This window comes from Clostridium sp. KNHs214, assembly GCF_000744935.1.
Taxonomy (GTDB): Bacteria; Bacillota; Clostridia; order Clostridiales; family Clostridiaceae; genus Haloimpatiens.
In genome coordinates this window covers 40819-61776 of record NZ_JQMW01000009.1, presented here as the reverse complement: position 1 = coordinate 61776, position 20958 = coordinate 40819, and the positions used below count along the sequence as shown (strand labels likewise).

The following is a 20958-nucleotide window of genomic DNA, read 5'->3' as shown; positions in this document are numbered from 1 at the left end:
CCTAATAATCTAATAATTTCTAATCATATATATCTCTAACTAGCATCCTCACCCTCTAATTTAGTGGGCATTCACTAATTTTTATGTATATTCACTTCTTTCATAAAGATGTAACCTATAAAACCCAAAGTATACATTCACTAGTTTTTATTTATATTTGCTTCCCGGGAAATTTATAATTCTATTTCTTTGTAAACTTCACCCTCTAATGTCTTTATAGTAAATATATTTTCTTTAAAAATTCCATAGCAATGAGGGGTATTTTCCTTAGGGAAAGTAATAGACCCCGGATTTATTACAAATATATTTTCTTGTTTCTCTGCCACTGGCACATGGGTATGTCCATATATAATAGCATCTCCAGAAGACAAATTAGGTAAATTATCTCTGTTATAAATATGTCCATGAGTTAAAAATAATCTCTTGCCTTCATACAACACTATATTGTAATCACTCATAGTAGGATATTTTATAACCATCTGATCCACTTCGCTATCACAATTGCCTCTTACTGCTATTACCTTATCTCTATAACTGTTTAACATTTCCGTAACCGCTTTTGGATTGTAATCCTTTGGCAATGGATTTCTAGCTCCATGGTATAATTGGTCTCCTAATATAACAAGATAATCGCATTGTTCCTTTTCAAATATCTCCAAAACCTTTTTTAAATAATAACTAGACCCATGTATGTCTGATATAAAAAACAATTTCATTCCTATCCCTCCGTAAGTTCTTTTAATTGTCTATTTTTCGAGACTATGATGGTACTTTAATGAGACTATGAAATAATCTTCATCCCAACATTCATCCTCACCATACTCATATTATAGAGAAATTATATCATAACCCATAATCCATTTACAAAAACTAATTTTCCAAAACACTAGAAAATATCTTTGTCCATTTACACTTATAATTTAGGATTAGTAGATTTATAAAAAAACATTTGTAAATATATGGCGTGATTTTTTTTTATTTGTAGTATATACTATATGTAGTCTATTTTTATATATTATTCTCGTAACTTAGGCACATTCAAGTAAATACTAAATCAGTATGCTAGTCTATTTTGCATCATACTGCGTCAACAGAACTCTCCCCTAGTCCTACTAAAGCCGGAACCTGCTTCCTTGTCTGGCACAAAATATACTGGCAGCTTTGACTTGCTATTTCTTTTCATGTACCTTAACTAAAAAACAAGTATATCGTTCTAAATTTCAAAAGTTTAATTACACTAAAATCTGATTATATTAGGAGTGCTATATGAAAAATTATCAAAACAAAAATATTAAATACAAAAAAATAGTAAGTTATATTGCGGTAATTTTATGGATGATAGTAATATTTATGTTCTCTGCAGATCCAGCAGATATATCCGATGGTAAAAGTGGCTTTATCATAGAAATTTTTAATTATATAGGTTTAGATTTAAATAGTTACTTAGGACAAGCTACTAATTTTATTGTAAGAAAGGCTGGACATCTTACAGAGTACTTTATATTATGCATACTTCTATTCAATGCCTTAAGATACCATTTCAGTAGAAAAAAATGTTTCAAAATAGCAGTTTTTACTGTATTCTTATACGCTTGTACTGACGAGTTTCATCAACTTTTCGTACCTGGAAGAAGCGGTCAATTTAGGGATGTTCTTATAGATACCTTAGGTGGTATTTTGGGAGGACTTATATTTTTAAAATTTTATAAAAATAAATAGAACTACTTTTTATGTAAAATAAAGAAGGATTTATGTATTTATTAGTGAATATAATATTGATAAACCAATTCATATGGGATTTTTATCAATATAAAAGGAGTGATACCATGAACAATTTTACAGAAACACTAAAAAAATATGCAAAGTTAGCAGTTGAAGTTGGAGTAAACATACAAAAAGATCAAACTTTAGTAATAAATGCGCCAATAGAATGTGCTGAGTTTGTTAGACTAATTGCAGACTGTGCATATGATAAGGGTGCTAAAAATGTAAACGTTAGATGGAATGACGAAAAATTATCTCTTATAAAATATTTAAAAGCACCAGATGAAGCTTTTAAAGAATTTCCTCTGTGGGAAGCAAAGGGACTTGAAGAACTAGCAAAAGGCGGCGCTGCATTTCTTTCTATAGCAGCTTCTGACCCTGAATTATTTAAGGATGTAAATCCTGCTAGAATATCAGAATACGTGAAAACCGCATCTAATGCACTTAAAGCCTATAAAGAGTACATGATGAACAGCTTTGTAGCTTGGTGTGTAATTTCAGTACCTACTAAAGGCTGGGCAAAAAAAGTATTCCCTGAAATTTCAGAAGATGCAGCTGTAGAAAAGCTATGGGAAAATATATTTAATATAGTTAGAGTAGATAAGGATGATCCTGTAGAAGCATGGAATGCTCACTTAAAAAATATAAATAATAAAGTAGAATTCCTAAACAATAAAAAATTTAAAAAGCTTAACTACAAATCAAAAGAAACAGATTTAACTATAGAACTACCTCCAACCCATATATGGGCCGGTGGCGGAGAATACAACCGAGATAAAACTTATTTTGTTGCCAATATGCCTACAGAAGAAGTTTTCACACTTCCTTTAAAAACTGGAGTAAATGGTGTAGTTAAAAGTACAAAGCCCCTTAACTATGCTGGTAACTTAATAGACAATTTTTCTTTAACATTTAAGGAGGGAAAAGTAGTAGATTTTACTGCTGAAAAAGGCTATGATACTCTTAAAAAACTAATAGAAACGGATGAAGGATCTCATTATTTAGGAGAAGTAGCTCTAGTTCCTTATGACTCCCCAATTTCAAACTCAAATATAGTATTCTTTAATACTCTATTTGATGAAAATGCTTCTTGTCACTTAGCTTTAGGTGCTGCATATCCTAGCTGCTTAGAGGGTGGCAGTGAAATGAATGAGGAAGCCTTAGAAAAAGCTGGTGTCAACACTTCGTTAACTCACGTAGACTTTATGATAGGTTCAAAAGATTTAGACATCATAGGCGAAACTCCAGACGGAGAAAAAATAAACGTGTTTAAAAATGGTGATTGGGCTTTTTAAATAAATTAATTTTAAAAAAACTTATTCATTAATTTCTAAAATAAATAGACTATATAGTTGAATTTAATTATATATTCAGCCATATAGTCTATTTTAATAGTTATTATTTCTTTTCTATTTCCATTTCTTTAGCTTTACTCTCATTAACTTTAAAACTTTCATTTTTATTTAACAATATATGTCCAGATTCATATGGACTTCCATCTATGGATATATAAACTTTTTCTACACCATAATAATTTCCTAGTGTGTTTGTTACAGATTGTAGTATTAGCGACTCCTTAGTAGTTCCTGCATTCATCTGCGTCACAAATTCCTTTGAGAAATCTATACAAACCTTCTTTTCTTCATCATCCATGTATACATAATTTATTTTTGTATTGTCACTCATTATTTTCATAGTATCTTTATCTTGTGGAGTTTCTTTAAAATATTTTTCAAATATATCTTTTATCTCTCCATTAGTTTTTAATTCTATATTTTGATTTCTGTATACCAAGCCTTCAGTATTGGATTTTGGATAGTACTTAGGATAGTAAAGTTTTATATTTTGAACAAATGGAACATTTTGTTCAACACTCATAAGTTCTGTAATTACTCTCATGTCCTTTGATTCATAAATTCTTTTAACGTGTCCTATAGTTGGAAAGAAGTAATCCTTCATCACATAACCTTCTCCTGAAGTAGTTACCTCTAAAGCATTTAATTTACCATAAGGTGTTTCTATTGGAGCATCTAACGAAGTTATCTTTCTCTCTTTTCCTTGATAATCATTCCATTTAGTTCCTACCTTTATAGGCTCTTTTAGTATTACATCATTTTTAAAATTACTAATATCTATTTTACCATCTCGCATTAACTGTATTAAGTTGTCTTTAAAATAGAACTCTTCTTTAGTCATTATGACTCTTATTTCTCCATCTTTAACTTCTACTACCTTTGCAAATTCAGTACCACCATTATTTTCTCTTACTTGCATTTTGTTCTCACTTATAAAGTCAACAAATACTTCCTTACCTGCATATTCAATTCCAGTACCTTTGTAAGTCATCTTTATGTTTGGTTGAAAAGGAAAATAATCGCTTAGTGAGTACTCTTTTTTTTCTGATTTTTTTTCTGAAAGATCTTTTTTAGCATTAATAGAAGAAGTTCCTTTATTACTTTTTTCACTTTTACTGTTAACGTCATTAGATTTACATCCTACTAAAGTTGTTAATTGAATGGCTACTAACATAGTTATAAACATATTTTTAAATCTAGTCATCATAACACCTCTCCATACTAATGATTATAAACTCTTAACATACCTGATAATCTAAAGCAACTCTTTCTTCTGAAACTTCTTTTATAAACTCTACTACTTTTAAATGTAGTTGATGATTTGAATAAATCTTTAATGCTTCAAAATTATCTACTTCTACTTCTAAAATAACATGAAAATTTGTCTTTGGAGCTAATTTATGATTTATGCTAACTTTTATGCTGATTATTTCATCTATTTTTCCTTGTAAATCCTCTAGAAGCTTCTTCATCTTTAAAGCGTTATCCTCTCTATTATTACCACAAGCCTCACTTTTTAATTTCCACATAACTATATGTTTTATCATATTAATACCTCCGCACATATTATTACTAATATTTATAAACTATACTCATTATTATTAAACTACTAATCATATATTATAATTCCAATGTATATACTAGTATATTACTATATATATTAAAATTTCAACCTTATATTAATTATTCCACAAATTTTACTTTTTTCAAGTGTTTTTTACAATATATTATTATCATAACTTTCATATTTTAAAACACATTTAGTTTATTATATATATTTTAAACTTTCAGATTCCTTAAACATATTCAAATAAATAGCAATTCAGTATGCTAGTCTATTTTGCGTCATACTGCGTCAGCAGAACCCATCGATAGTCCTGGTTTCTTTTTATCCAAATATATCATAGCATATCTTTGAATAAACCCATATATAATAAAGATAATGTAGTAATTAGTTTAATTATTCATTCAACTTTCCTATATTTTAATAAGTTACTTAACTTCTTTAATTTTAAAAGCTAAAAATCCATTTATGGATAAATATTTATATATATGAATATTATTACATTGGTAATACTTATAGTTATCCTATAAATAACTAACAAATTTTTCTAACAGGCTAACTTTAGCTCGGTAAGTACTTTTTCTATAGGTACATCTTTTTTAGCTTGCTCATAAACAAAATATACTAGTTCTTTAGCCGCTAGGCTTTTGATGGATTTTATGGTATCTCCAATTGTTTTAAGCTCCTTAAGATGATATAACCTATAAATCTCTAGGAAATTGATTGCTAAAAATGTAAGCAGAAAGTATCTCTCGATAGAGAGTATACCTTGAACTTTATATTCATCAAATCCTAAGTGTGTTTTAAGATATTTGTAGTTAGTTTCAATACTCCATCTTTTTAGATAGTATTTTATTATAGCCTCGTTGTTAAGTTCTACATCCGTAGACATTAGGTATACAGGATCTTTGAAGCCATCTCCATCAACTTCATAGCAAATTAAGGCTGTTGCATTTTCAAACTTTGAAACTTTACCTTCGTATCTATATATTCTATACTCAGTACCTTCGATGGTAACTACATCTAAGGTAGCTGGATTTATATATTTAGCGAATTCCTTAATTTGCATTGTGATTCCTAATGGAGAAATTTTTCTGTTAGATTTTAAAGCACCAATAAGGTTAAAACCTTTTAGCATACAACCGTTTATTAACTTTTCGCTAGTATACCAACTGTCAACAAGACAATATACTTTATCGCAGTTAGTAGGTTTTTCAAAAGAACTAATAAAATTTAAAGCTATATCCGACTTTCCCATAAAAGTTTTATTGTGTTTTTTGCAGTTTTCTTCACTTAAATAAGGCTTGTAGGTTAAAGGGATAGACATATTCCCTGCAACAAAATTAGAAGTAACTACACAGTGAGACCAAAGAGTTTTACCTTCTGTATGGCAGTGATTATAGCTTAATCCTTGCATTTTCTTTGCTTGTATTTTAGGATTCACGGTATCATCTATCACTAAGAATCCTACGGATTTTGATTTTATGAGTTTATTGAAATGTAAATTTAAATAGTTAATGCGATTTCTATCAATGAGACTATCGTCCCACTTGGAGTGACTCAAAAATCTATATATTGAGCTACTACTTTTAGCAGTTAGTATATGTTCTGAGATTTTAAGTAAAGACTTTGTGCCATCTAAATTTATTAATCCATTAATAATAGTGGTTATATGATGAAATTGCGGTTTACTCATTCCATAATTTACATCATTTAAGTAATTGTAAAGTTCATCATTAATGGATATAATATTATTAAATTTATTTGGCATACTGACCACCTCCGGGTAATATTTGTGTTGTAACTTATATTTTACACGGAAAAAGTCAGTGTGCCATATTTATTTTTTGGTAATAGTACCAATTCAACTTTTTATTTTGCAGAAGTTAAGTAAGTTATAAAATAAAAACTTAAAGATAAAACCTCTTTACAAGTCTTTCAAATGTAGAATGTAAAATTGAAAATGAAGAATAAAGCTTCTTTAGGAATACTTTTAATATAAATTTTTCTATTAAATTTTCTATTTTGTAACCCTTTTGTCTAATAGAAGTTATACTATAAAATTAGCTGAGTATGTACAGATAAATTAAGCGAATGGAGGTTTTAAAATGAGCAACTATATGGATAATAAACCACCTAGAGATAGAAGAATAAATAGGAAAAGAAAACATAGGTCAAGACACAATCTAAAATTGTATGGAGGTGTCTTTATATTATTCGCTATTATAATATGTTCATTACTAATTTTTAAACATTTAAATAATAATTCTAAAAAAGCCGTAGCTACTATTAGCACAAGTTCATTAGCTTCAAGTAAAAAAAATATTACAGAAAAAGAACCTACTTCAAATGAAAAAGAAATAAATTCAAAAGTAGACAAAAACAGTGAAAATACTAAAGACCATAAAAAGTCCAATGCAACTAACAAAGATAATGCAAAAAATGGTACAAGCAGTAAAACTATGGATAAAAATGATTATAATGTCTTTGCTGATCAAGCTTTTCATAAAGATGGTCAAAAGGTTGCTTTTTTAACTTTTGATGATGGTCCTACTAGAAATATAACACCTAGAATATTAGATACATTAAAGCAATATAATGTTAAAGCTACTTTTTTTGTATTAGGTCAACTAGCAGAACAAAATAGAGATTTATTAAAAAGGGAATTTGAAGAAGGACATTCTATAGGAAACCATTCTTACACTCATGATTATAAAAATATTTATAGAAGTGTTCCTTCTTTCATGCAAGAATTTAACACTGCAAATAATATTATTGAAAATAATATTGGAAATGGGTTTAAAACTGAGCTTTTTAGATTTCCAGGTGGTTCTTTCGAAAAAAGAAAAAATCCTTTTAAAGAAAAACTTAAATCTCAAGGTGTAAGATATATAGATTGGAATGTATCTAGCGGCGATGCAGCTGGTCAAAATGTACCTGTACAAAATATTCTTTCTAATATAAAAAGCACCTCATCTGGAAAGAATCATATAGTTATACTAATGCACGATGCAAGTACCAAGAAAACTACTGCTGATGCCCTACCTCAGATTATAGAATACTTAAAATCTCAAGGCTATGAGTTTAAAACATTAAAATAATATAAAGCGCTAAATGAAAAATTTGTTTTAATTATCATAGTTTACTCATAACGGACTTAAATAAACCGCCAGTTTATCATTATATAATCTAGCGGTTTTACTTATTAACAACTATTTTTAAAAAAAGCATAATTGGTAATTACTCTGAAGAAAAGTGTTTTGCTATGAGCAGTACTTGCTCTTTTTATTTTCTATATCTTTTTTTAATTTTCCCTCTCCCAATATCTTGCCATTACAATAATTAGACCTATAGGTTATATAAACTATACCTATTATTAAAATAAATAAATTCAAAGTGGTTAAGTTTTTTTTAATGTCTTTAGATACAAATTCCGAAACAACATATATGGTAAAAAAAGTAACTAGCCACAATACACCCTTTAAAGTGTCCCTATTTATTTTATTTTTGGTTATTTTTTTCTTAGTTATTTTCTTTTTAGTTATTGTAATATCTTCTAACTTCTTTACTTCTCCATAATTCTTACCATACATTTTTTCTTTTTTCTCTTTGTTAAAATTAAAGTCAACATATAAAACTTTTCCCATTTAAGTCACCCTTCAAAATTTTTAGATTTAAATTAGGTACATAAAAAGAAATAACAAGTGAACGATGCTTGTATATTTTGGGTCAGACAAGGAAGCAGTTTCTGCCTTTGGTAGGACTATAGACGAGTTCTGCTGATATAATATGACGCAAAATAGACTAGCATACTGACTTATTATTTATTTGAATGTGCCTTAGTAAGAACCGCTAAAATAATATAAAACTATCTAAATCTTAGTAACAACTTATACAAATTATTTTTAAACTGTCCCCCCTTCAACTTTAAATTCCCACTAAAAAACTATCTTATAAAACTAAAACCCTATTTTTAAGTTCTCCAAAGCAAGGTTACTTTCCTCTTAATATTTATATTTTTTTTACAAAAATGCCTCCTTAATGCTAGCATAAAATTTTATAATAAATTAAAAATATAAGTGAACTATGAATTAATCTAAAGGCGGTGTAAAAATGAAAAAGTCATCTGTAAATAAAATTTTTTTAACTTACTTTGCTGCTTTATTCCTATATATTTGCAGTTCTACTACTGTATTTGCATCTCCAGCCACATATACAGTGGTTTCTGGGGACAGTATGTGGAAAATTGCTGTTAGATATCAAATAGGATTAAGTGAGCTAGCAAAAGCTAATCCTCAAATTAAAAATCCTGCATTAATATATCCAGGACAAAAGATAAATATACCAAATATCGATGATATAAAAACTATTGAAAATGAAGTAATACGTCTTGTAAATATAGAAAGAAGTAAGGCAGGAGTTGCTCCACTAAGTGCTAACTGGGAACTTTCAAGAGTAGCAAGATATAAATCTCAAGACATGATAAATAAGGGATATTTCTCTCACCAATCACCAACTTACGGTTCTCCTTTTGATATGATGCAAAATTTTGGATTGAGATTTTCTTCTGCCGGTGAAAACATAGCCTACGGTCAACGTACTCCCGCAGAAGTTATGAATAGCTGGATGAACTCTCCTGGGCACCGAGGAAACATTCTAAGCCCTTCATTTACACAAATAGGTGTAGGAGTTGCTAAGACCTCATCTGGAGTTTATTATTGGACTCAAATGTTCATAAAACCAGTAAGGTAAATATAAATTACTGAACAATTTATGACTTATAGGCCAGAATTCAGTGGGGCAAAGCTTCAATTAGCTTCGCTTTTCTAGCCCTTTTTTCAATTGAAAAATTTTAGAATATAAAAAGATAGAGAATATAATGTCACAATGTGAAATTATATTCTCTGTTTTAATTTTCCTAAATCCTTTGTTGACCATAGTGCCTAAATACTATAGATAAGGATTGTATAAACCAGCACATTATATTTATAAATTAAAGGTGATTTTCCACAGTGACAAATACATATAGCTGAATTTAACAATTAAATTCCAAGAGGTACATAATGTTATATTATGATTAACCCACAATAAGGTAGAATGTAATGGAATTATGAAATTCACCTCTTGAAATTATTCTATAACATTTTAATATTTCCTTTATTAGTATTTTTAAAATAATCAAAATATTATTTAAAGATACTTTCGTCCATAAGTTTAAGTTCTGGAGATATGATTGGCTTGAACTCCATTTGATTTAATACATCCCTTTGTAGATCTACTCCTGGTGCTATTTCTATTAAAACTAAACCTTCTTTTTGAAGTTTAAATACAGCTCTTTCTGTTATATATAGTACATACTGGTCAGTATCTAAAGCATATTCTGCACTAAATGTAATTTGTTCTACTTTATTAACAAACTTTTTAACTGTTCCTTCATTTAATATAGTTAATTTCCCTTGCTCCACTTTTTCCTTTAATCCTCTAGTAGTAAAAGTTCCACAGTATATAACCTTTTTAGAATTTTGAGTTATATTTATAAATCCCCCACAACCTGCAATTTTTGTGTGGAACTTACTAACATTTATGTTACCCTTTTCATCACATTGAGCAAGTCCTAGAAATGCTGCATCTAGGCCACCACCGTCATAAAAATCGAATTGTGAAGGCTGATCTACTATACAATCTGCATTGGTAGAAGCTCCAAAGCTAAGTCCAGCTGCAGGTATTCCTCCTATAGGACCTGCTTCTACAGTCAGATTAAGCCCTCCTATGCCTTCTTCGCTAGCTACCATAGCAATTCCCTCCGGCATACCTATACCAAGGTTTATGGCAGTACCTGACTCTAATTCTTTAGCTGCCCTTCTACATATTACTTTTCTTTCGTCTAAATTCATTTTCGGTAGAGCTTCCACTGGAACTTTAACTTCTCCTGAATAGGATGGATTATACTGTTCTCCAAAAGTTTGCATATGATTTTCTGGCGAAGAAACTACTATAGCATCTACTAACATTCCTGGTATCTTAACAAATCTAGGATCTAGTGTTCCATTCTTAACTACCTTTTCCACCTGTAAAATTACTATGCCCCCACTATTCTTGGCAGCTTGAGCCATAGCAAGACTCTCTAAAGGAGCCACTTCTTTTTCTAATGATGCATTTCCATTTTCATCAGCGTAAGTTGCTCTTATTAAAGCTACGTCTATAGGAAAAGCTTTATATAATAAGTATTCTTTTTCGTTAATATCCAGCAGTTGTACTAAATCTTCTTTTGAAATTTCATTTAATTTACCACCTTGTATTCTTGGATCTACAAAAGTTTTTAGTCCCACATGTGTTATAGTTCCAAGTTTTCCTGCTGCTATGTCTCTAAATAAATGACTTATAACTCCTTGAGGAAGATTGTATCCCTCTGCTTTATTTTCTAAAACCAATTTTTGAAGTTTTGGAGCAAGTCCCCAATGTCCTCCGATTATTCTTTTTAATAATCCTTCATGCCCTAAATGATTAAGTCCTTTTTCTTTTCCATCTCCTTGTCCAGCCGAATAAACAAGTGTTAAATTTTTAGGTTTTCCTTCTTTTAAGAACTTCTTCTCCATTTCTAAAGTAATTTCCTCAGGATGTCCACTACCTACAAAACCTTCTATTGCTATGGTATCTCCATCCTTAATCATTTTCAACGCTTCTTCTATGTTTTTTATCTTACCCATATTCATAACCCCCTTAGTCTATTAAACATTATGCATAATCAAGTTATGAAAGCAATATTCATGCCATTTATGGAATTTTTAAAATTTTCTATAAATTCATATCATAATAAATGTACGTACATTAACTACTAGCTCCAAATCTATTACAACAACAATAACCATTTTTTATATGCTTATAAAATTTTTTACTTAATTAAAACCAAAATACTCATTATTAATACTCAAAATTGTATGATTTTCCATACAATTTCTAGTTTATTCAATAAAACTGTAGCAAATTTCGTACAATTTCATCTTATCATACCTTTCCTTGTACTATTTATTGTACACACAGTGAAATCTCCCTCATTTACTTACAACTAATTAGGAATTCTTGGTTAAATTTACACTATTTTTATAAAGCTTTATAGTGGCTAATTTTATACCCTAAGTTTGAATCTCTAATTTTAAATCTTTAACATAGCAGTCTTATATTACAGAATTTTATACTTATCCATTTTTTCATATAGAGTGGATCTGCTTATGCCTAAAGCCTTTGCAGTTCTACTTCTATTACCACTATAAACCTTTAAAGCATTTATAATAGCTTTTCTTTCTGCTTCGAACACACACTGCTCTAAAGTCACTATTTTCTCTTCTGACTTACCAGTTATTTCTTTTGGCAAATGACTTGAATGTATTAGCTGATTTTCTTCTAAAAGGTTAATAGCTCTTTCTATGGAATTTTCTAATTCCCTTACATTTCCAGGCCAATAATAAGCTTTTAAGCTCTCCATACCTTCATTTGAAATACCTTTTATAGTTTTATTTAAATCACTACATATTTTTTTAATTAGAAAATCCGTTAATTCAACTATATCCCCTCCTCTTTCTCTTAGAGAAGGAATCTTTATATTTACCACATTAAGCCTATAATATAAATCTGCTCTAAACTTACCCTCTTTAACAAATTTCTCTAAATCCTGATTGGTAGCACATATTATTCTTATATCCACCTTTTTAGGCCCCATTGAGCCTATTCTTTCCACTTCTTTTTCTTGTATTACCCTTAAGAGCTTCACCTGCATATGAAATGGCATATCACCTATTTCATCTAAAAATATACTTCCTCCATGAGCCATCTCAAATTTTCCTATCTTTCCTCCATTAGCAGCTCCTGTAAAAGCCCCTTTTTCATAACCAAACAACTCTGATTCCAAAAGATCCATAGGAATAGCTGCACAATTAACCTTCACAAAAGGGGCATATTTTCTATTACTCTCATTATGTATAGCATGTGCAAATAGTTCTTTCCCTGTGCCACTTTCCCCTGACAGTAAAACGTTAGAATTAGTCTTTGCCACCCTGCTACAAAGTAATTTTGTTTCATTAATTGCCTCACTAGAGCCAATTATGTCATTAAAATAATATACTGCTCTATTTAAAGAACTTAGCTTTCCTCTATAATTGTTTATTTCTTTTTCCATTTTATTTATTCTATTATATATATCATTAAGTTCTTTTACATTTCTAAATAGCACTTTCCCTATAGCACCTTGAATTTCTCCATTTTTTATTATAGGAAAGCGGGTGGCTACAATATACCTTCCTTTTATTTCCTGAAGTTCACCGATCTCCTCTTTTCCCGTTCTCGATACCAAGTGCAATCTAGTATTTTCTATAACCTGCGTTACGTGTCTGCCTACAGCCTTTTTTACTCCTAAAAATTCTCTGTAGGCTTTATTCATCATGGTAATATATCCTTCCTTATCCACAACTACAATACCATCATAAGCTACATCTAAAACCGTCTGTAGTAACTGCCTATTATTTTTATCCATACCCATCACCCTCAATAGACTATTTTATCTTCAATTTATATATTCTGTGAACCTATCATTTCTCCTCTTTTATAGTTTATTCTTAGTTGTATTTGCTTAGTCTATTGATTAACTCTATTCTATCGTCTTTTTGAATAGCTGAATTTACTAATTATTGTTGCAATATAGAAGATTTAAAATTATAATTAGGATATGGATATGATCCTTTCTGTTTAATCTGTTAATTGAAAAATTAAGTCGTACATTAATGTGCGGCTTATTGTTTTGTATAAAAAAATAAGCAATAAGCCCAAGCCCTAAGGCTTAGGACTTATTTCATAAGTTCAATCATAGTAAGCTCGTCCTCTTCATGAGCTTGACTAATTATTGAATTATATATGTCTTTCCATTCTTCCGGTGAAGCTACGCCAACCCTTTTCTCCTCTTCCTTATGTTCATCATAATACTCCTTAGCTGCTGCTCTTTCACTTCTTATAGCTTTTAAAATATTTAGGACTTCTTGTTTCTGTAAATTTAATTTCATAGCAACCTTCCCCGTTCTTCTTTATTTTTTGATATGAAACCACCTTTCCATTTTATAACCTTTCATACCAAATTTATACATATATAATAACAATAATTGTCTTTTTATGCAAGCATTTTTGTTAAACACTTTATAATTTTTAGAGTTCTTACTGTAGATTATTCTACTATTACCATTCAACGTCACATATCCATGTATAAAAATCTTAATTTAACATTTCAGTTAATTTCCTTACCAACTCCATTTTAAATATTTTCTTTTTTACTTTAAAAACACCCTGTCTTTTAATTTATCTACTATGTCAGTTTTTGTTTTTGGCTGTTTCTTTTTGGATTCTAGAATGTCATTAGCCATTTTATTAAATTCTTCTTTGGTTATAATATTTTTGTTTACTAATAGCTTAATTACTGTTTCAAGTCTATAAGTATTTTGACTAAAAAAAGCACCTAACTGTTCTGTTGCATTATCACTCATATCAATTCCTCCTTCAATATAAGCACTTCTACATATTAGGAGTATTACCCTCTTTTTATAACAGTTTCTATTTCTGCCTTAACGCCCTATTAACTTTTTTATATGCTCTCTCTGTAAACTATCCTTTATCTTTCTCTATTAATTCTCTTACTACAACAGAAAGGACACACCAAATATCTACCAATGCTTACCTACTTTTAATGCATCACCTTTAAGACCTATTGAATTCCTGGCGAATCTCAAAAGGAAGAAATAAAAATAGAAGTATTCATTGACTTTGAAATAGCACTATTAAAAAACTATCTAAAGGATCATATACTTAAAAGAAAATTTGAAAGCTGGAGTAAACCCCAAAGTAGTTGCTGAAAGGTTAGTACATACCACTGTGTCTATGACACTAGATACTTACTCACACGTCCTACCAGATATGCAAAAAGAAGTTGCTAAAAAAATAGATAAAATACTGTCTATTTAATTTTTTATTTATTTTTGCCGCCGTTTTAAAAATATCGGTAAAAAAAGAAGGCTTTAAGGAATCTACTAAATCTCCTAAAGCCTTGATACAGGTGCCCTACGTTTTTGCCTTACATGGTGCGCCCAGGGGGATTCGAACCCTCGACCTCCAGATTCGAAGTCTGTCACTCTATCCAACTGAGCTATGGGCGCAACAAATATCTCTTCATTAATAATGCGCCTTTAATTGTTAAATCAAAGGCGCATTTGGAGCGGGTGAAGGGAATCGAACCCTCGTGTCCAGCTTGGAAGGCTGGCGCTCTACCATTGAGCAACACCCGCAGGTTTTGTTGGAGCGGAAGACGGGACTCGAACCCGCGACATCCACCTTGGCAAGGTGGCGCTCTACCAACTGAGCCACTTCCGCTTATTGGTGCAGGTGAAGGGAGTCGAACCCCCACGCCGTTGGCGCTAGATCCTAAGTCTAGTGCGTCTGCCAATTCCGCCACACCTGCATTTTGGTGATCTACCGGGGAATCGAACCCCGGACACCATGATTAAAAGTCATGTGCTCTACCGACTGAGCTAGTAGATCATTTGGCTGGGATGGCAGGATTCGAACCTACGGAATGCTAGAGTCAAAGTCTAGTGCCTTACCACTTGGCGACATCCCAATATATGGGGTGAATGATGGGATTCGAACCCACGACACCCAGAGCCACAATCTGGTGCTCTACCAGCTGAACTACATCCACCATATTTAAATAATTGGTGCGTCTTAAGGGAGTCGAACCCCTGGCACACGGCTTAGAAGGCCGTTGCTCTATCCAACTGAGCTAAAGACGCACATCTTGGAGCGGGTGAAGGGAATCGAACCCTCGTGTCCAGCTTGGAAGGCTGGCGCTCTACCATTGAGCAACACCCGCAAATTTTGTGGTCGGGGTGACAGGGATTGAACCTGCGACCTCATGGTCCCAAACCACGCGCGCTCCCATCTGCGCCACACCCCGAAATTGTATTTTTATAAAAATGGTGCGCCATCAGGGATTCGAACCCTGGGCACCCTGATTAAGAGTCAGGTGCTCTACCAACTGAGCTAATGGCACACTTTTGGTGCGTCTTAAGGGAGTCGAACCCCCGGCACACGGCTTAGAAGGCCGTTGCTCTATCCAACTGAGCTAAAGACGCATATCCTGGAGCGGGTGAAGGGAATCGAACCCTCGTGTCTAGCTTGGAAGGCTAGCGCTCTACCATTGAGCAACACCCGCAGGTTTTATTGGAGCGGAAGACGGGACTCGAACCCGCGACATCCACCTTGGCAAGGTGGCGCTCTACCAGCTGAGCCACTTCCGCTTATTGGTGCAGGTGAAGGGAGTCGAACCCCCACGCCGTAGGCGCTAGATCCTAAGTCTAGTGCGTCTGCCAATTCCGCCACACCTGCATTTTTGGTGATCTACCGGGGAATCGAACCCCGGACACCATGATTAAAAGTCATGTGCTCTACCGACTGAGCTAGTAGATCATTTTGGCTGGGATGGCAGGATTCGAACCTACGGAATGCTAGAGTCAAAGTCTAGTGCCTTACCACTTGGCGACATCCCAATATATGGGGTGAATGATGGGATTCGAACCCACGACACCCAGAGCCACAATCTGGTGCTCTACCAGCTGAACTACATCCACCATATTTAAATAAATGGTGCGCCATCAGGGATTCGAACCCTGGGCACCCTGATTAAGAGTCAGGTGCTCTACCAACTGAGCTAATGGCACACTTTTGGTGCGTCTTAAGGGAGTCGAACCCCCGGCACACGGCTTAGAAGGCCGTTGCTCTATCCAACTGAGCTAAAGACGCATATCCTGGAGCGGGTGAAGGGAATCGAACCCTCGTGTCCAGCTTGGAAGGCTGGCGCTCTACCATTGAGCAACACCCGCAGGTTTTGTGGTCGGGGTGACAGGGATTGAACCTGCGACCTCATGGTCCCAAACCACGCGCGCTCCCATCTGCGCCACACCCCGAAATCACTGTCTATGAAAACTTCATCTTTTTCATTTCAGATGTTTTGTTCCCGACGACAATGATTATTCTACACTATACTGTCTATTTCGTCAATACCTTTTTAGAATTTTTTTTGTGTTTTTTAGTTTATTCCCATTATGGATATATCTACCTTATCACCCTCAATTGTCATAACGGCTACGGTTTTACTGGCATCCCTAGGCAAAGATGGGCTTCCTGGATTTACATACCATATACCTTCAATGCATTGATTCATGGAACAATGAGTGTGTCCAAATAACACTATATCTGCTTGTAATTCTAGTGCTCTATATCTTAATTTATCTATTCCCCACTTAACATCATATTTATGTCCATGGGTTATAAAAAACCTTTTTCCACCTATTTCTTTTGCTATTTCATCAGGTACCTTATTGGTAAAATCACAATTTCCTCTTACACTTATAAGTGGGCATTTGAAATGACTAGATATTTCATCTACATCTTTAACATTGTCACCTAAATGTATTATCATATCAGTTCCTTTAAATATATCCTCTAATTTACTTATGCAAGTTAAATTTCTATGTGTATCACTTATAATGCCTATTTTCACTCTTATTCCCCCTGCATTGCAATTCTTACGTTATCTTCAAGTTCTCTTAAAGCTCTAGCTCTATGGCTTATTTTATTCTTTATTTCCCCATCCATTTGAGCAAAAGTCATATTATATTCTGGTATGTAAAACAACGAGTCATATCCAAATCCATTTTCTCCAGCTTGATTTTCTACAATAAAACCATTCACTTCTCCTTGAACTTTTATAGTTCTATCTTCTCCTAGTATTAAAACCATTGCACATACGAATTTACCTTTTCTATCTTCATACTTTATACCTTTTAACATTTCTAAAAGCTTCTCATTGTTCTTTTTATAGTTTCCATGCTCTCCTGCAAAACGTGCTGAATATACACCTGGTGCTCCACCTAACGCATTCACCATTAATCCTGAATCATCAGCTAAAACCATAGCATCTTCTACTATTTTATATATTTCACTTGCCTTTATATAAGCATTTTCCATAAATGTAGTTCCTGTTTCTTCTATATCAATATTTATTCCTACTTCCTTTAGAGATAAAACTTCCAAATCAAATTTAGAAAGTATATTTTTTATTTCTTCAATTTTATGTTCATTATTACTAGCTACTACCAATCTTTTCACTTTATAATTCACTCCTTAAGTTTATTTAATCTTTTTTTAATAAACAAGCAATATTTGCAGCAAACTTTCATATATTCTTATAAGGATTAATTTTAGGTGGTGTATATATTTTGAAATATATTGGTCCTTTTTTAAGGATAAGTAGTATCAATAAAGATAGTATTATCAGCGAACTCTTTCACCTTTCTAAGGAATCATTAAAACATATAGTTTTAAATTCAAAATGTGGAATTGCAATTCCCTTAGAAGATTTAAAGGACAACTCTTTTTCTAATAACGATATTAACATAATTAAAGGATTTTCTCCACTACTATGCATCTATAAAAAAGCAGATTCTAAATTAGTAGAGGAATATGGAAATTTAATGTGGAATGAGGAAAAGTTTAAAAAAGAAGTACCCCCCTCTTCCAATGCCTTTATGACCCTTTGTCTTCTAGAATTACTGGATCACTACAAGAATTTTGAAAACATATGTAAAGATAAATACTTGTACTATAAATTATATATGTCCATATGTAGAAATCAACTTTTATTTTATGCTTCTTATCTTAGAAATCCAGAAGGTGTGTTTGTAAATAAAATAGATTCTACAGAAACATTCTCTGAAAATATAGTATTTGAAGATAAAAATAAAAAATTCAAATTTTCAGATCAAGCTCTATTTATGGCCGCTTACTATAAATACTCCTGTTATGGAGACAAATATAGTGAAGACTTCAAAAAATTTTCACTGGATATACTAAAAATGTTCTTAGAATTTAAAGATGATTTATATACTTTATCCTTAGAAGAATTAAATAAAATTTGTTTTGGTCTAAACGTATTTTATCATTATTCTAAAGAGGAAAATGCTAAATTACTGCTTTTAGATGTGTGTGACCTATTGCTAAATAAATACGAAAACACAGCTTTAGAGGAGATTAAAAAACCTATAGAGGAAAAATCTCTTTTATTTATAAACTTAACCTCTATAAATAAATTTATGCCTGTTATAAAATTCCAAGAATTAAGTGAAAAAATCTTTCATGACCTAATAAAATTATACGATGAAAACTTAGGTATATTCTATTATTCAACTGATGATAAAAAAAATACATTTTCTTCTTTAGAAATCATATTATATTTAAATTGCCTATTGATTCAATCTACAATAAAAGATTTTAAGGAATATAATTCTATACTTCATAATATATTTAAATATCAACTAGTAAACTCTGGTGTAATTTTAAGCTGGCCTGAAGCCCCAAATTTAGATGATGTAGAAAGGTATAAAAACTTTTCACTTAAGTCTGAGGATTTATTAGAGGAACAATACTTTATAATGCCTAATATATCCACACCAGAAAATACTCAGTATGCCCCTATTTTTGTTAAAAGTATAGAGTTTAATAAAAAGAAAGAATGTTTTAAACAGAAAAAACTTTCTTTTTATAGTGAACCTAATATGTGCATATTCTTTATTATTCTTTATATTCATAATATCTTAAAGGATAATAACCATTAAAGAATTTAGGCACATTCAAATAATCTTGTTATTTCTTTTCATGTATCTTATTTGAATGTGCCTAATACCCTAACAATTTTTTAAAGGGCCACAAAATAAAATTTGTAGGCCCTTTTTCTTAACTTTGTTTAGTTCTTCTATAGTTTCACTATTTCTTCATTTACTAATTTATTAACTATTTCAGGATTTGCCTTTCCTCTTGAGGCTTTCATAACCTGACCAACTAAGAATCCAGTAACTCTAGTTCTACCATTCTTATAATCTTCTATAGACTTAGGATTATCTTTTAAAACCTGCTTAACAACTTCTAGTATAGCTCCTTCGTCACTATTTTGAACTAATCCCTTTTCTTCTACTATTTGCTTAGGATTTTTTCCTGTTTTGTACATTTCTTCCAGTACCGTTTTTCCTATAGCATTAGATATAGTTTTAGCGTTTATAAGTTTTATAAGTTCCGCTAATTGCATTGGATTAAATTTAAGATCCTTCGCTTCTAAAAGCTCTTCATTCATAAGTCTTGATATGTCGCCCATTATCCAGTTAGATGCAGCTTTAGCATCGCAACTTTCCTTTGCAGCTTCTTCAAAGAAATCAGCCATATTCATGGCTAACACTATTACTTCTGCATCGTATTTAGGGATCTCATATTCCTTTAAGAATCTTTCTACCTTTGCATAAGGAAGCTCTGGTATTTCTTCTTTAATTCTTTCTATCCAGCTGTCAGCTATGTTTATAGTAACTAAATCTCCCTCTGGGAAATATCTATAGTCATTAGCCTCCTCTTTGCTTCTCATGACTTCTGTTATGCCTTTAGTTTCATTCCATCTTCTTGTTTCCACTCTAAGCTCTTCGCCATTTTCAACCGCCTTAGTCTGTCTTTCAAATTCATAGTTTAAGGCTTTCTCTAAAGCTTTAAAAGAGTTCATGTTCTTTATCTCTGTTCTTATACCAAACTTCTCTGCACCTTTTTCTCTTACGGATATATTAGCATCACATCTTAAAGAACCCTGCTCCATTTTACAATCAGATACTTCTGTGGCTTGTAATATACTCTTTAATTTTTCAAGATATAATACAGCTTCTCTAGGGCTTCTTAAATCTGGCTTTGAAACTATTTCAGCCAATGGAATTCCAGCTCTATTATAATCCACAAGTGTTCCTAATTTTGTGTGTAGAAGTTTTCCTGCATCTTCTTCTATATGAATTCTTTCTAGTCCTATTCTTTTATTATCCCCATTGTCTAATTCTATATCTATGTATCCATCGTAGCATAGAGGAATTTCATCTTGAGTTATTTGATAATTTTTAGGACAGTCTGGATAAAAATAATTTTTTCTATCCATTCTGTTTACTTTATTTATAGAACAATTTAAAGCAATTCCTGCCTTCATTCCGTATTCTACTACCTTTTTATTAAGCTGAGGAAGTGAACCTGGAAGTCCCATACATATAGGACAAACATGTGTATTAGGTTTCCCTCCGAATTCTGTAGTACAACCACAGTATATTTTTGTCTTTGTTGCAAGTTCCACGTGAACTTCTAGTCCAATAACTGCTTCAAACTCCATGT

At 31.8% G+C, this 20958-nt stretch carries 18 protein-coding genes and 22 tRNA genes; 6 read left to right on the top strand and 34 right to left on the bottom strand.

Features of this window, described 5'->3' with window-relative positions; all coding sequences use genetic code 11:
• Window positions 1–173: 173 nt before the first annotated feature.
• The gene (yfcE, locus tag CC89_RS02925) at window positions 174–716 is read right to left on the bottom strand and encodes a phosphodiesterase (protein ID WP_035288846.1); all 543 of its coding nucleotides are present in this window, start codon (window positions 714–716) and stop codon (window positions 174–176) included.
• 550 nt (window positions 717–1266) lie between these two features.
• Here yfcE and CC89_RS02920 point away from each other — a divergent pair.
• Complete coding sequence (locus tag CC89_RS02920) at window positions 1267–1719, top strand: VanZ family protein (protein WP_035288844.1); 453 nt, start codon at window positions 1267–1269, stop codon at window positions 1717–1719.
• A gap of 107 nt (window positions 1720–1826) precedes the next feature.
• Window positions 1827–3059 (top strand): aminopeptidase, encoded by a 1233-nt coding sequence (locus tag CC89_RS02915; protein WP_035288842.1) that lies wholly within the window; start codon window positions 1827–1829, stop codon window positions 3057–3059.
• A 103-nt stretch (window positions 3060–3162) separates the two neighbouring features.
• Here CC89_RS02915 and CC89_RS02910 read toward each other — a convergent pair whose 3' ends face one another.
• The 3 genes from CC89_RS02910 to CC89_RS02900 all read right to left on the bottom strand — a co-directional run bounded on the left by CC89_RS02910 (window position 3163) and on the right by CC89_RS02900 (window position 6454).
• Entirely contained in the window at window positions 3163–4326 is a 1164-nt protein-coding gene (locus tag CC89_RS02910; protein ID WP_081896943.1) for a GerMN domain-containing protein, read from the bottom strand.
• A gap of 31 nt (window positions 4327–4357) precedes the next feature.
• Window positions 4358–4666 (bottom strand): Dabb family protein, encoded by a 309-nt coding sequence (locus tag CC89_RS02905; protein ID WP_035288837.1) that lies wholly within the window; start codon window positions 4664–4666, stop codon window positions 4358–4360.
• Between the two features lie 564 nt (window positions 4667–5230).
• Window positions 5231–6454, bottom strand: a complete 1224-nt coding sequence (locus tag CC89_RS02900; RefSeq protein ID WP_035288835.1) for an IS701 family transposase — start codon at window positions 6452–6454, stop codon at window positions 5231–5233.
• A 337-nt stretch (window positions 6455–6791) separates the two neighbouring features.
• Between CC89_RS02900 and CC89_RS02895 the strand changes: the two genes are divergently transcribed.
• Window positions 6792–7784 carry a polysaccharide deacetylase family protein gene (locus CC89_RS02895; RefSeq protein WP_051931433.1) on the top strand — a complete coding sequence of 331 codons (993 nt, stop codon included), beginning with the start codon at window positions 6792–6794 and terminating at the stop codon, window positions 7782–7784.
• A gap of 162 nt (window positions 7785–7946) precedes the next feature.
• Here CC89_RS02895 and CC89_RS02890 read toward each other — a convergent pair whose 3' ends face one another.
• The gene (locus CC89_RS02890) at window positions 7947–8330 is read right to left on the bottom strand and encodes a hypothetical protein (protein WP_035288833.1); all 384 of its coding nucleotides are present in this window, start codon (window positions 8328–8330) and stop codon (window positions 7947–7949) included.
• Between the two features lie 466 nt (window positions 8331–8796).
• On the opposite strand from CC89_RS02890, the gene safA reads away from it, so the two are divergent.
• The gene (gene safA, locus CC89_RS02885) at window positions 8797–9435 is read left to right on the top strand and encodes a SafA/ExsA family spore coat assembly protein (protein WP_035288831.1); all 639 of its coding nucleotides are present in this window, start codon (window positions 8797–8799) and stop codon (window positions 9433–9435) included.
• Window positions 9436–9869: 434 nt separating this feature from the next.
• On the opposite strand, the gene CC89_RS02880 is transcribed toward safA, so the two are convergent.
• The 4 genes from CC89_RS02880 to CC89_RS02865 all read right to left on the bottom strand — a co-directional run bounded on the left by CC89_RS02880 (window position 9870) and on the right by CC89_RS02865 (window position 14207).
• Window positions 9870–11390, bottom strand: a complete 1521-nt coding sequence (locus CC89_RS02880; RefSeq protein WP_035288829.1) for an acyl CoA:acetate/3-ketoacid CoA transferase — start codon at window positions 11388–11390, stop codon at window positions 9870–9872.
• Between the two features lie 473 nt (window positions 11391–11863).
• Entirely contained in the window at window positions 11864–13210 is a 1347-nt protein-coding gene (locus CC89_RS02875; RefSeq protein ID WP_286161290.1) for a sigma-54 interaction domain-containing protein, read from the bottom strand.
• A 310-nt stretch (window positions 13211–13520) separates the two neighbouring features.
• Window positions 13521–13733 (bottom strand): hypothetical protein, encoded by a 213-nt coding sequence (locus CC89_RS02870; RefSeq protein ID WP_035288825.1) that lies wholly within the window; start codon window positions 13731–13733, stop codon window positions 13521–13523.
• Between the two features lie 261 nt (window positions 13734–13994).
• Window positions 13995–14207, bottom strand: coding sequence for a hypothetical protein (locus tag CC89_RS02865; protein WP_035288823.1), 213 nt, complete (start codon window positions 14205–14207; stop codon window positions 13995–13997).
• 331 nt (window positions 14208–14538) lie between these two features.
• Between CC89_RS02865 and CC89_RS19820 the strand changes: the two genes are divergently transcribed.
• On the top strand, window positions 14539–14682 hold the full coding sequence (locus tag CC89_RS19820; protein ID WP_185750659.1) for a hypothetical protein: 144 nt from the start codon (window positions 14539–14541) through the stop codon (window positions 14680–14682).
• A 114-nt stretch (window positions 14683–14796) separates the two neighbouring features.
• Here CC89_RS19820 and CC89_RS02860 read toward each other — a convergent pair.
• The 24 genes from CC89_RS02860 to CC89_RS02745 all read right to left on the bottom strand — a co-directional run bounded on the left by CC89_RS02860 (window position 14797) and on the right by CC89_RS02745 (window position 17883).
• A tRNA-Arg gene (locus CC89_RS02860) sits at window positions 14797–14873 on the bottom strand.
• A gap of 55 nt (window positions 14874–14928) precedes the next feature.
• Window positions 14929–15002 (bottom strand) — tRNA-Gly (locus CC89_RS02855).
• 9 nt (window positions 15003–15011) lie between these two features.
• A tRNA-Gly gene (locus CC89_RS02850) sits at window positions 15012–15087 on the bottom strand.
• A gap of 4 nt (window positions 15088–15091) precedes the next feature.
• Window positions 15092–15175 (bottom strand) — tRNA-Leu (locus CC89_RS02845).
• 4 nt (window positions 15176–15179) lie between these two features.
• Window positions 15180–15255, bottom strand: a tRNA-Lys gene (locus tag CC89_RS02840).
• Between the two features lie 3 nt (window positions 15256–15258).
• Window positions 15259–15334, bottom strand: a tRNA-Gln gene (locus CC89_RS02835).
• A gap of 5 nt (window positions 15335–15339) precedes the next feature.
• Window positions 15340–15415 (bottom strand) — tRNA-His (locus CC89_RS02830).
• 14 nt (window positions 15416–15429) lie between these two features.
• Window positions 15430–15506: transfer RNA gene (locus CC89_RS02825), tRNA-Arg, on the bottom strand.
• A 6-nt stretch (window positions 15507–15512) separates the two neighbouring features.
• Window positions 15513–15586, bottom strand: a tRNA-Gly gene (locus tag CC89_RS02820).
• An 8-nt stretch (window positions 15587–15594) separates the two neighbouring features.
• Window positions 15595–15670 (bottom strand) — tRNA-Pro (locus CC89_RS02815).
• Between the two features lie 20 nt (window positions 15671–15690).
• Window positions 15691–15766, bottom strand: a tRNA-Lys gene (locus CC89_RS02810).
• Between the two features lie 5 nt (window positions 15767–15771).
• Window positions 15772–15848, bottom strand: a tRNA-Arg gene (locus CC89_RS02805).
• Window positions 15849–15854: 6 nt separating this feature from the next.
• Window positions 15855–15928, bottom strand: a tRNA-Gly gene (locus CC89_RS02800).
• A 9-nt stretch (window positions 15929–15937) separates the two neighbouring features.
• A tRNA-Gly gene (locus CC89_RS02795) sits at window positions 15938–16013 on the bottom strand.
• 4 nt (window positions 16014–16017) lie between these two features.
• Window positions 16018–16101, bottom strand: a tRNA-Leu gene (locus tag CC89_RS02790).
• A 5-nt stretch (window positions 16102–16106) separates the two neighbouring features.
• Window positions 16107–16182: transfer RNA gene (locus tag CC89_RS02785), tRNA-Lys, on the bottom strand.
• Window positions 16183–16186: 4 nt separating this feature from the next.
• Window positions 16187–16262 (bottom strand) — tRNA-Gln (locus tag CC89_RS02780).
• 5 nt (window positions 16263–16267) lie between these two features.
• A tRNA-His gene (locus CC89_RS02775) sits at window positions 16268–16343 on the bottom strand.
• Between the two features lie 14 nt (window positions 16344–16357).
• A tRNA-Lys gene (locus CC89_RS02770) sits at window positions 16358–16433 on the bottom strand.
• 5 nt (window positions 16434–16438) lie between these two features.
• Window positions 16439–16515 (bottom strand) — tRNA-Arg (locus CC89_RS02765).
• Window positions 16516–16521: 6 nt separating this feature from the next.
• Window positions 16522–16595: transfer RNA gene (locus CC89_RS02760), tRNA-Gly, on the bottom strand.
• An 8-nt stretch (window positions 16596–16603) separates the two neighbouring features.
• A tRNA-Pro gene (locus CC89_RS02755) sits at window positions 16604–16679 on the bottom strand.
• A 122-nt stretch (window positions 16680–16801) separates the two neighbouring features.
• Entirely contained in the window at window positions 16802–17275 is a 474-nt protein-coding gene (locus CC89_RS02750) for a metallophosphoesterase (RefSeq protein ID WP_035288821.1), read from the bottom strand.
• Between the two features lie 2 nt (window positions 17276–17277).
• A complete protein-coding gene (locus tag CC89_RS02745; RefSeq protein WP_035288819.1) occupies window positions 17278–17883 on the bottom strand; it encodes an XTP/dITP diphosphatase in 606 nt (201 codons plus the stop codon).
• 110 nt (window positions 17884–17993) lie between these two features.
• Between CC89_RS02745 and CC89_RS02740 the strand changes: the two genes are divergently transcribed.
• Window positions 17994–19388, top strand: coding sequence for a hypothetical protein (locus tag CC89_RS02740; RefSeq protein WP_035288817.1), 1395 nt, complete (start codon window positions 17994–17996; stop codon window positions 19386–19388).
• 137 nt (window positions 19389–19525) lie between these two features.
• Here the strand turns inward: CC89_RS02740 and gatB are convergent, their stop codons facing one another.
• Complete coding sequence (gene gatB, locus CC89_RS02735) at window positions 19526–20956, bottom strand: Asp-tRNA(Asn)/Glu-tRNA(Gln) amidotransferase subunit GatB (protein ID WP_035288815.1); 1431 nt, start codon at window positions 20954–20956, stop codon at window positions 19526–19528.
• Window positions 20957–20958: the final 2 nt, after the last annotated feature.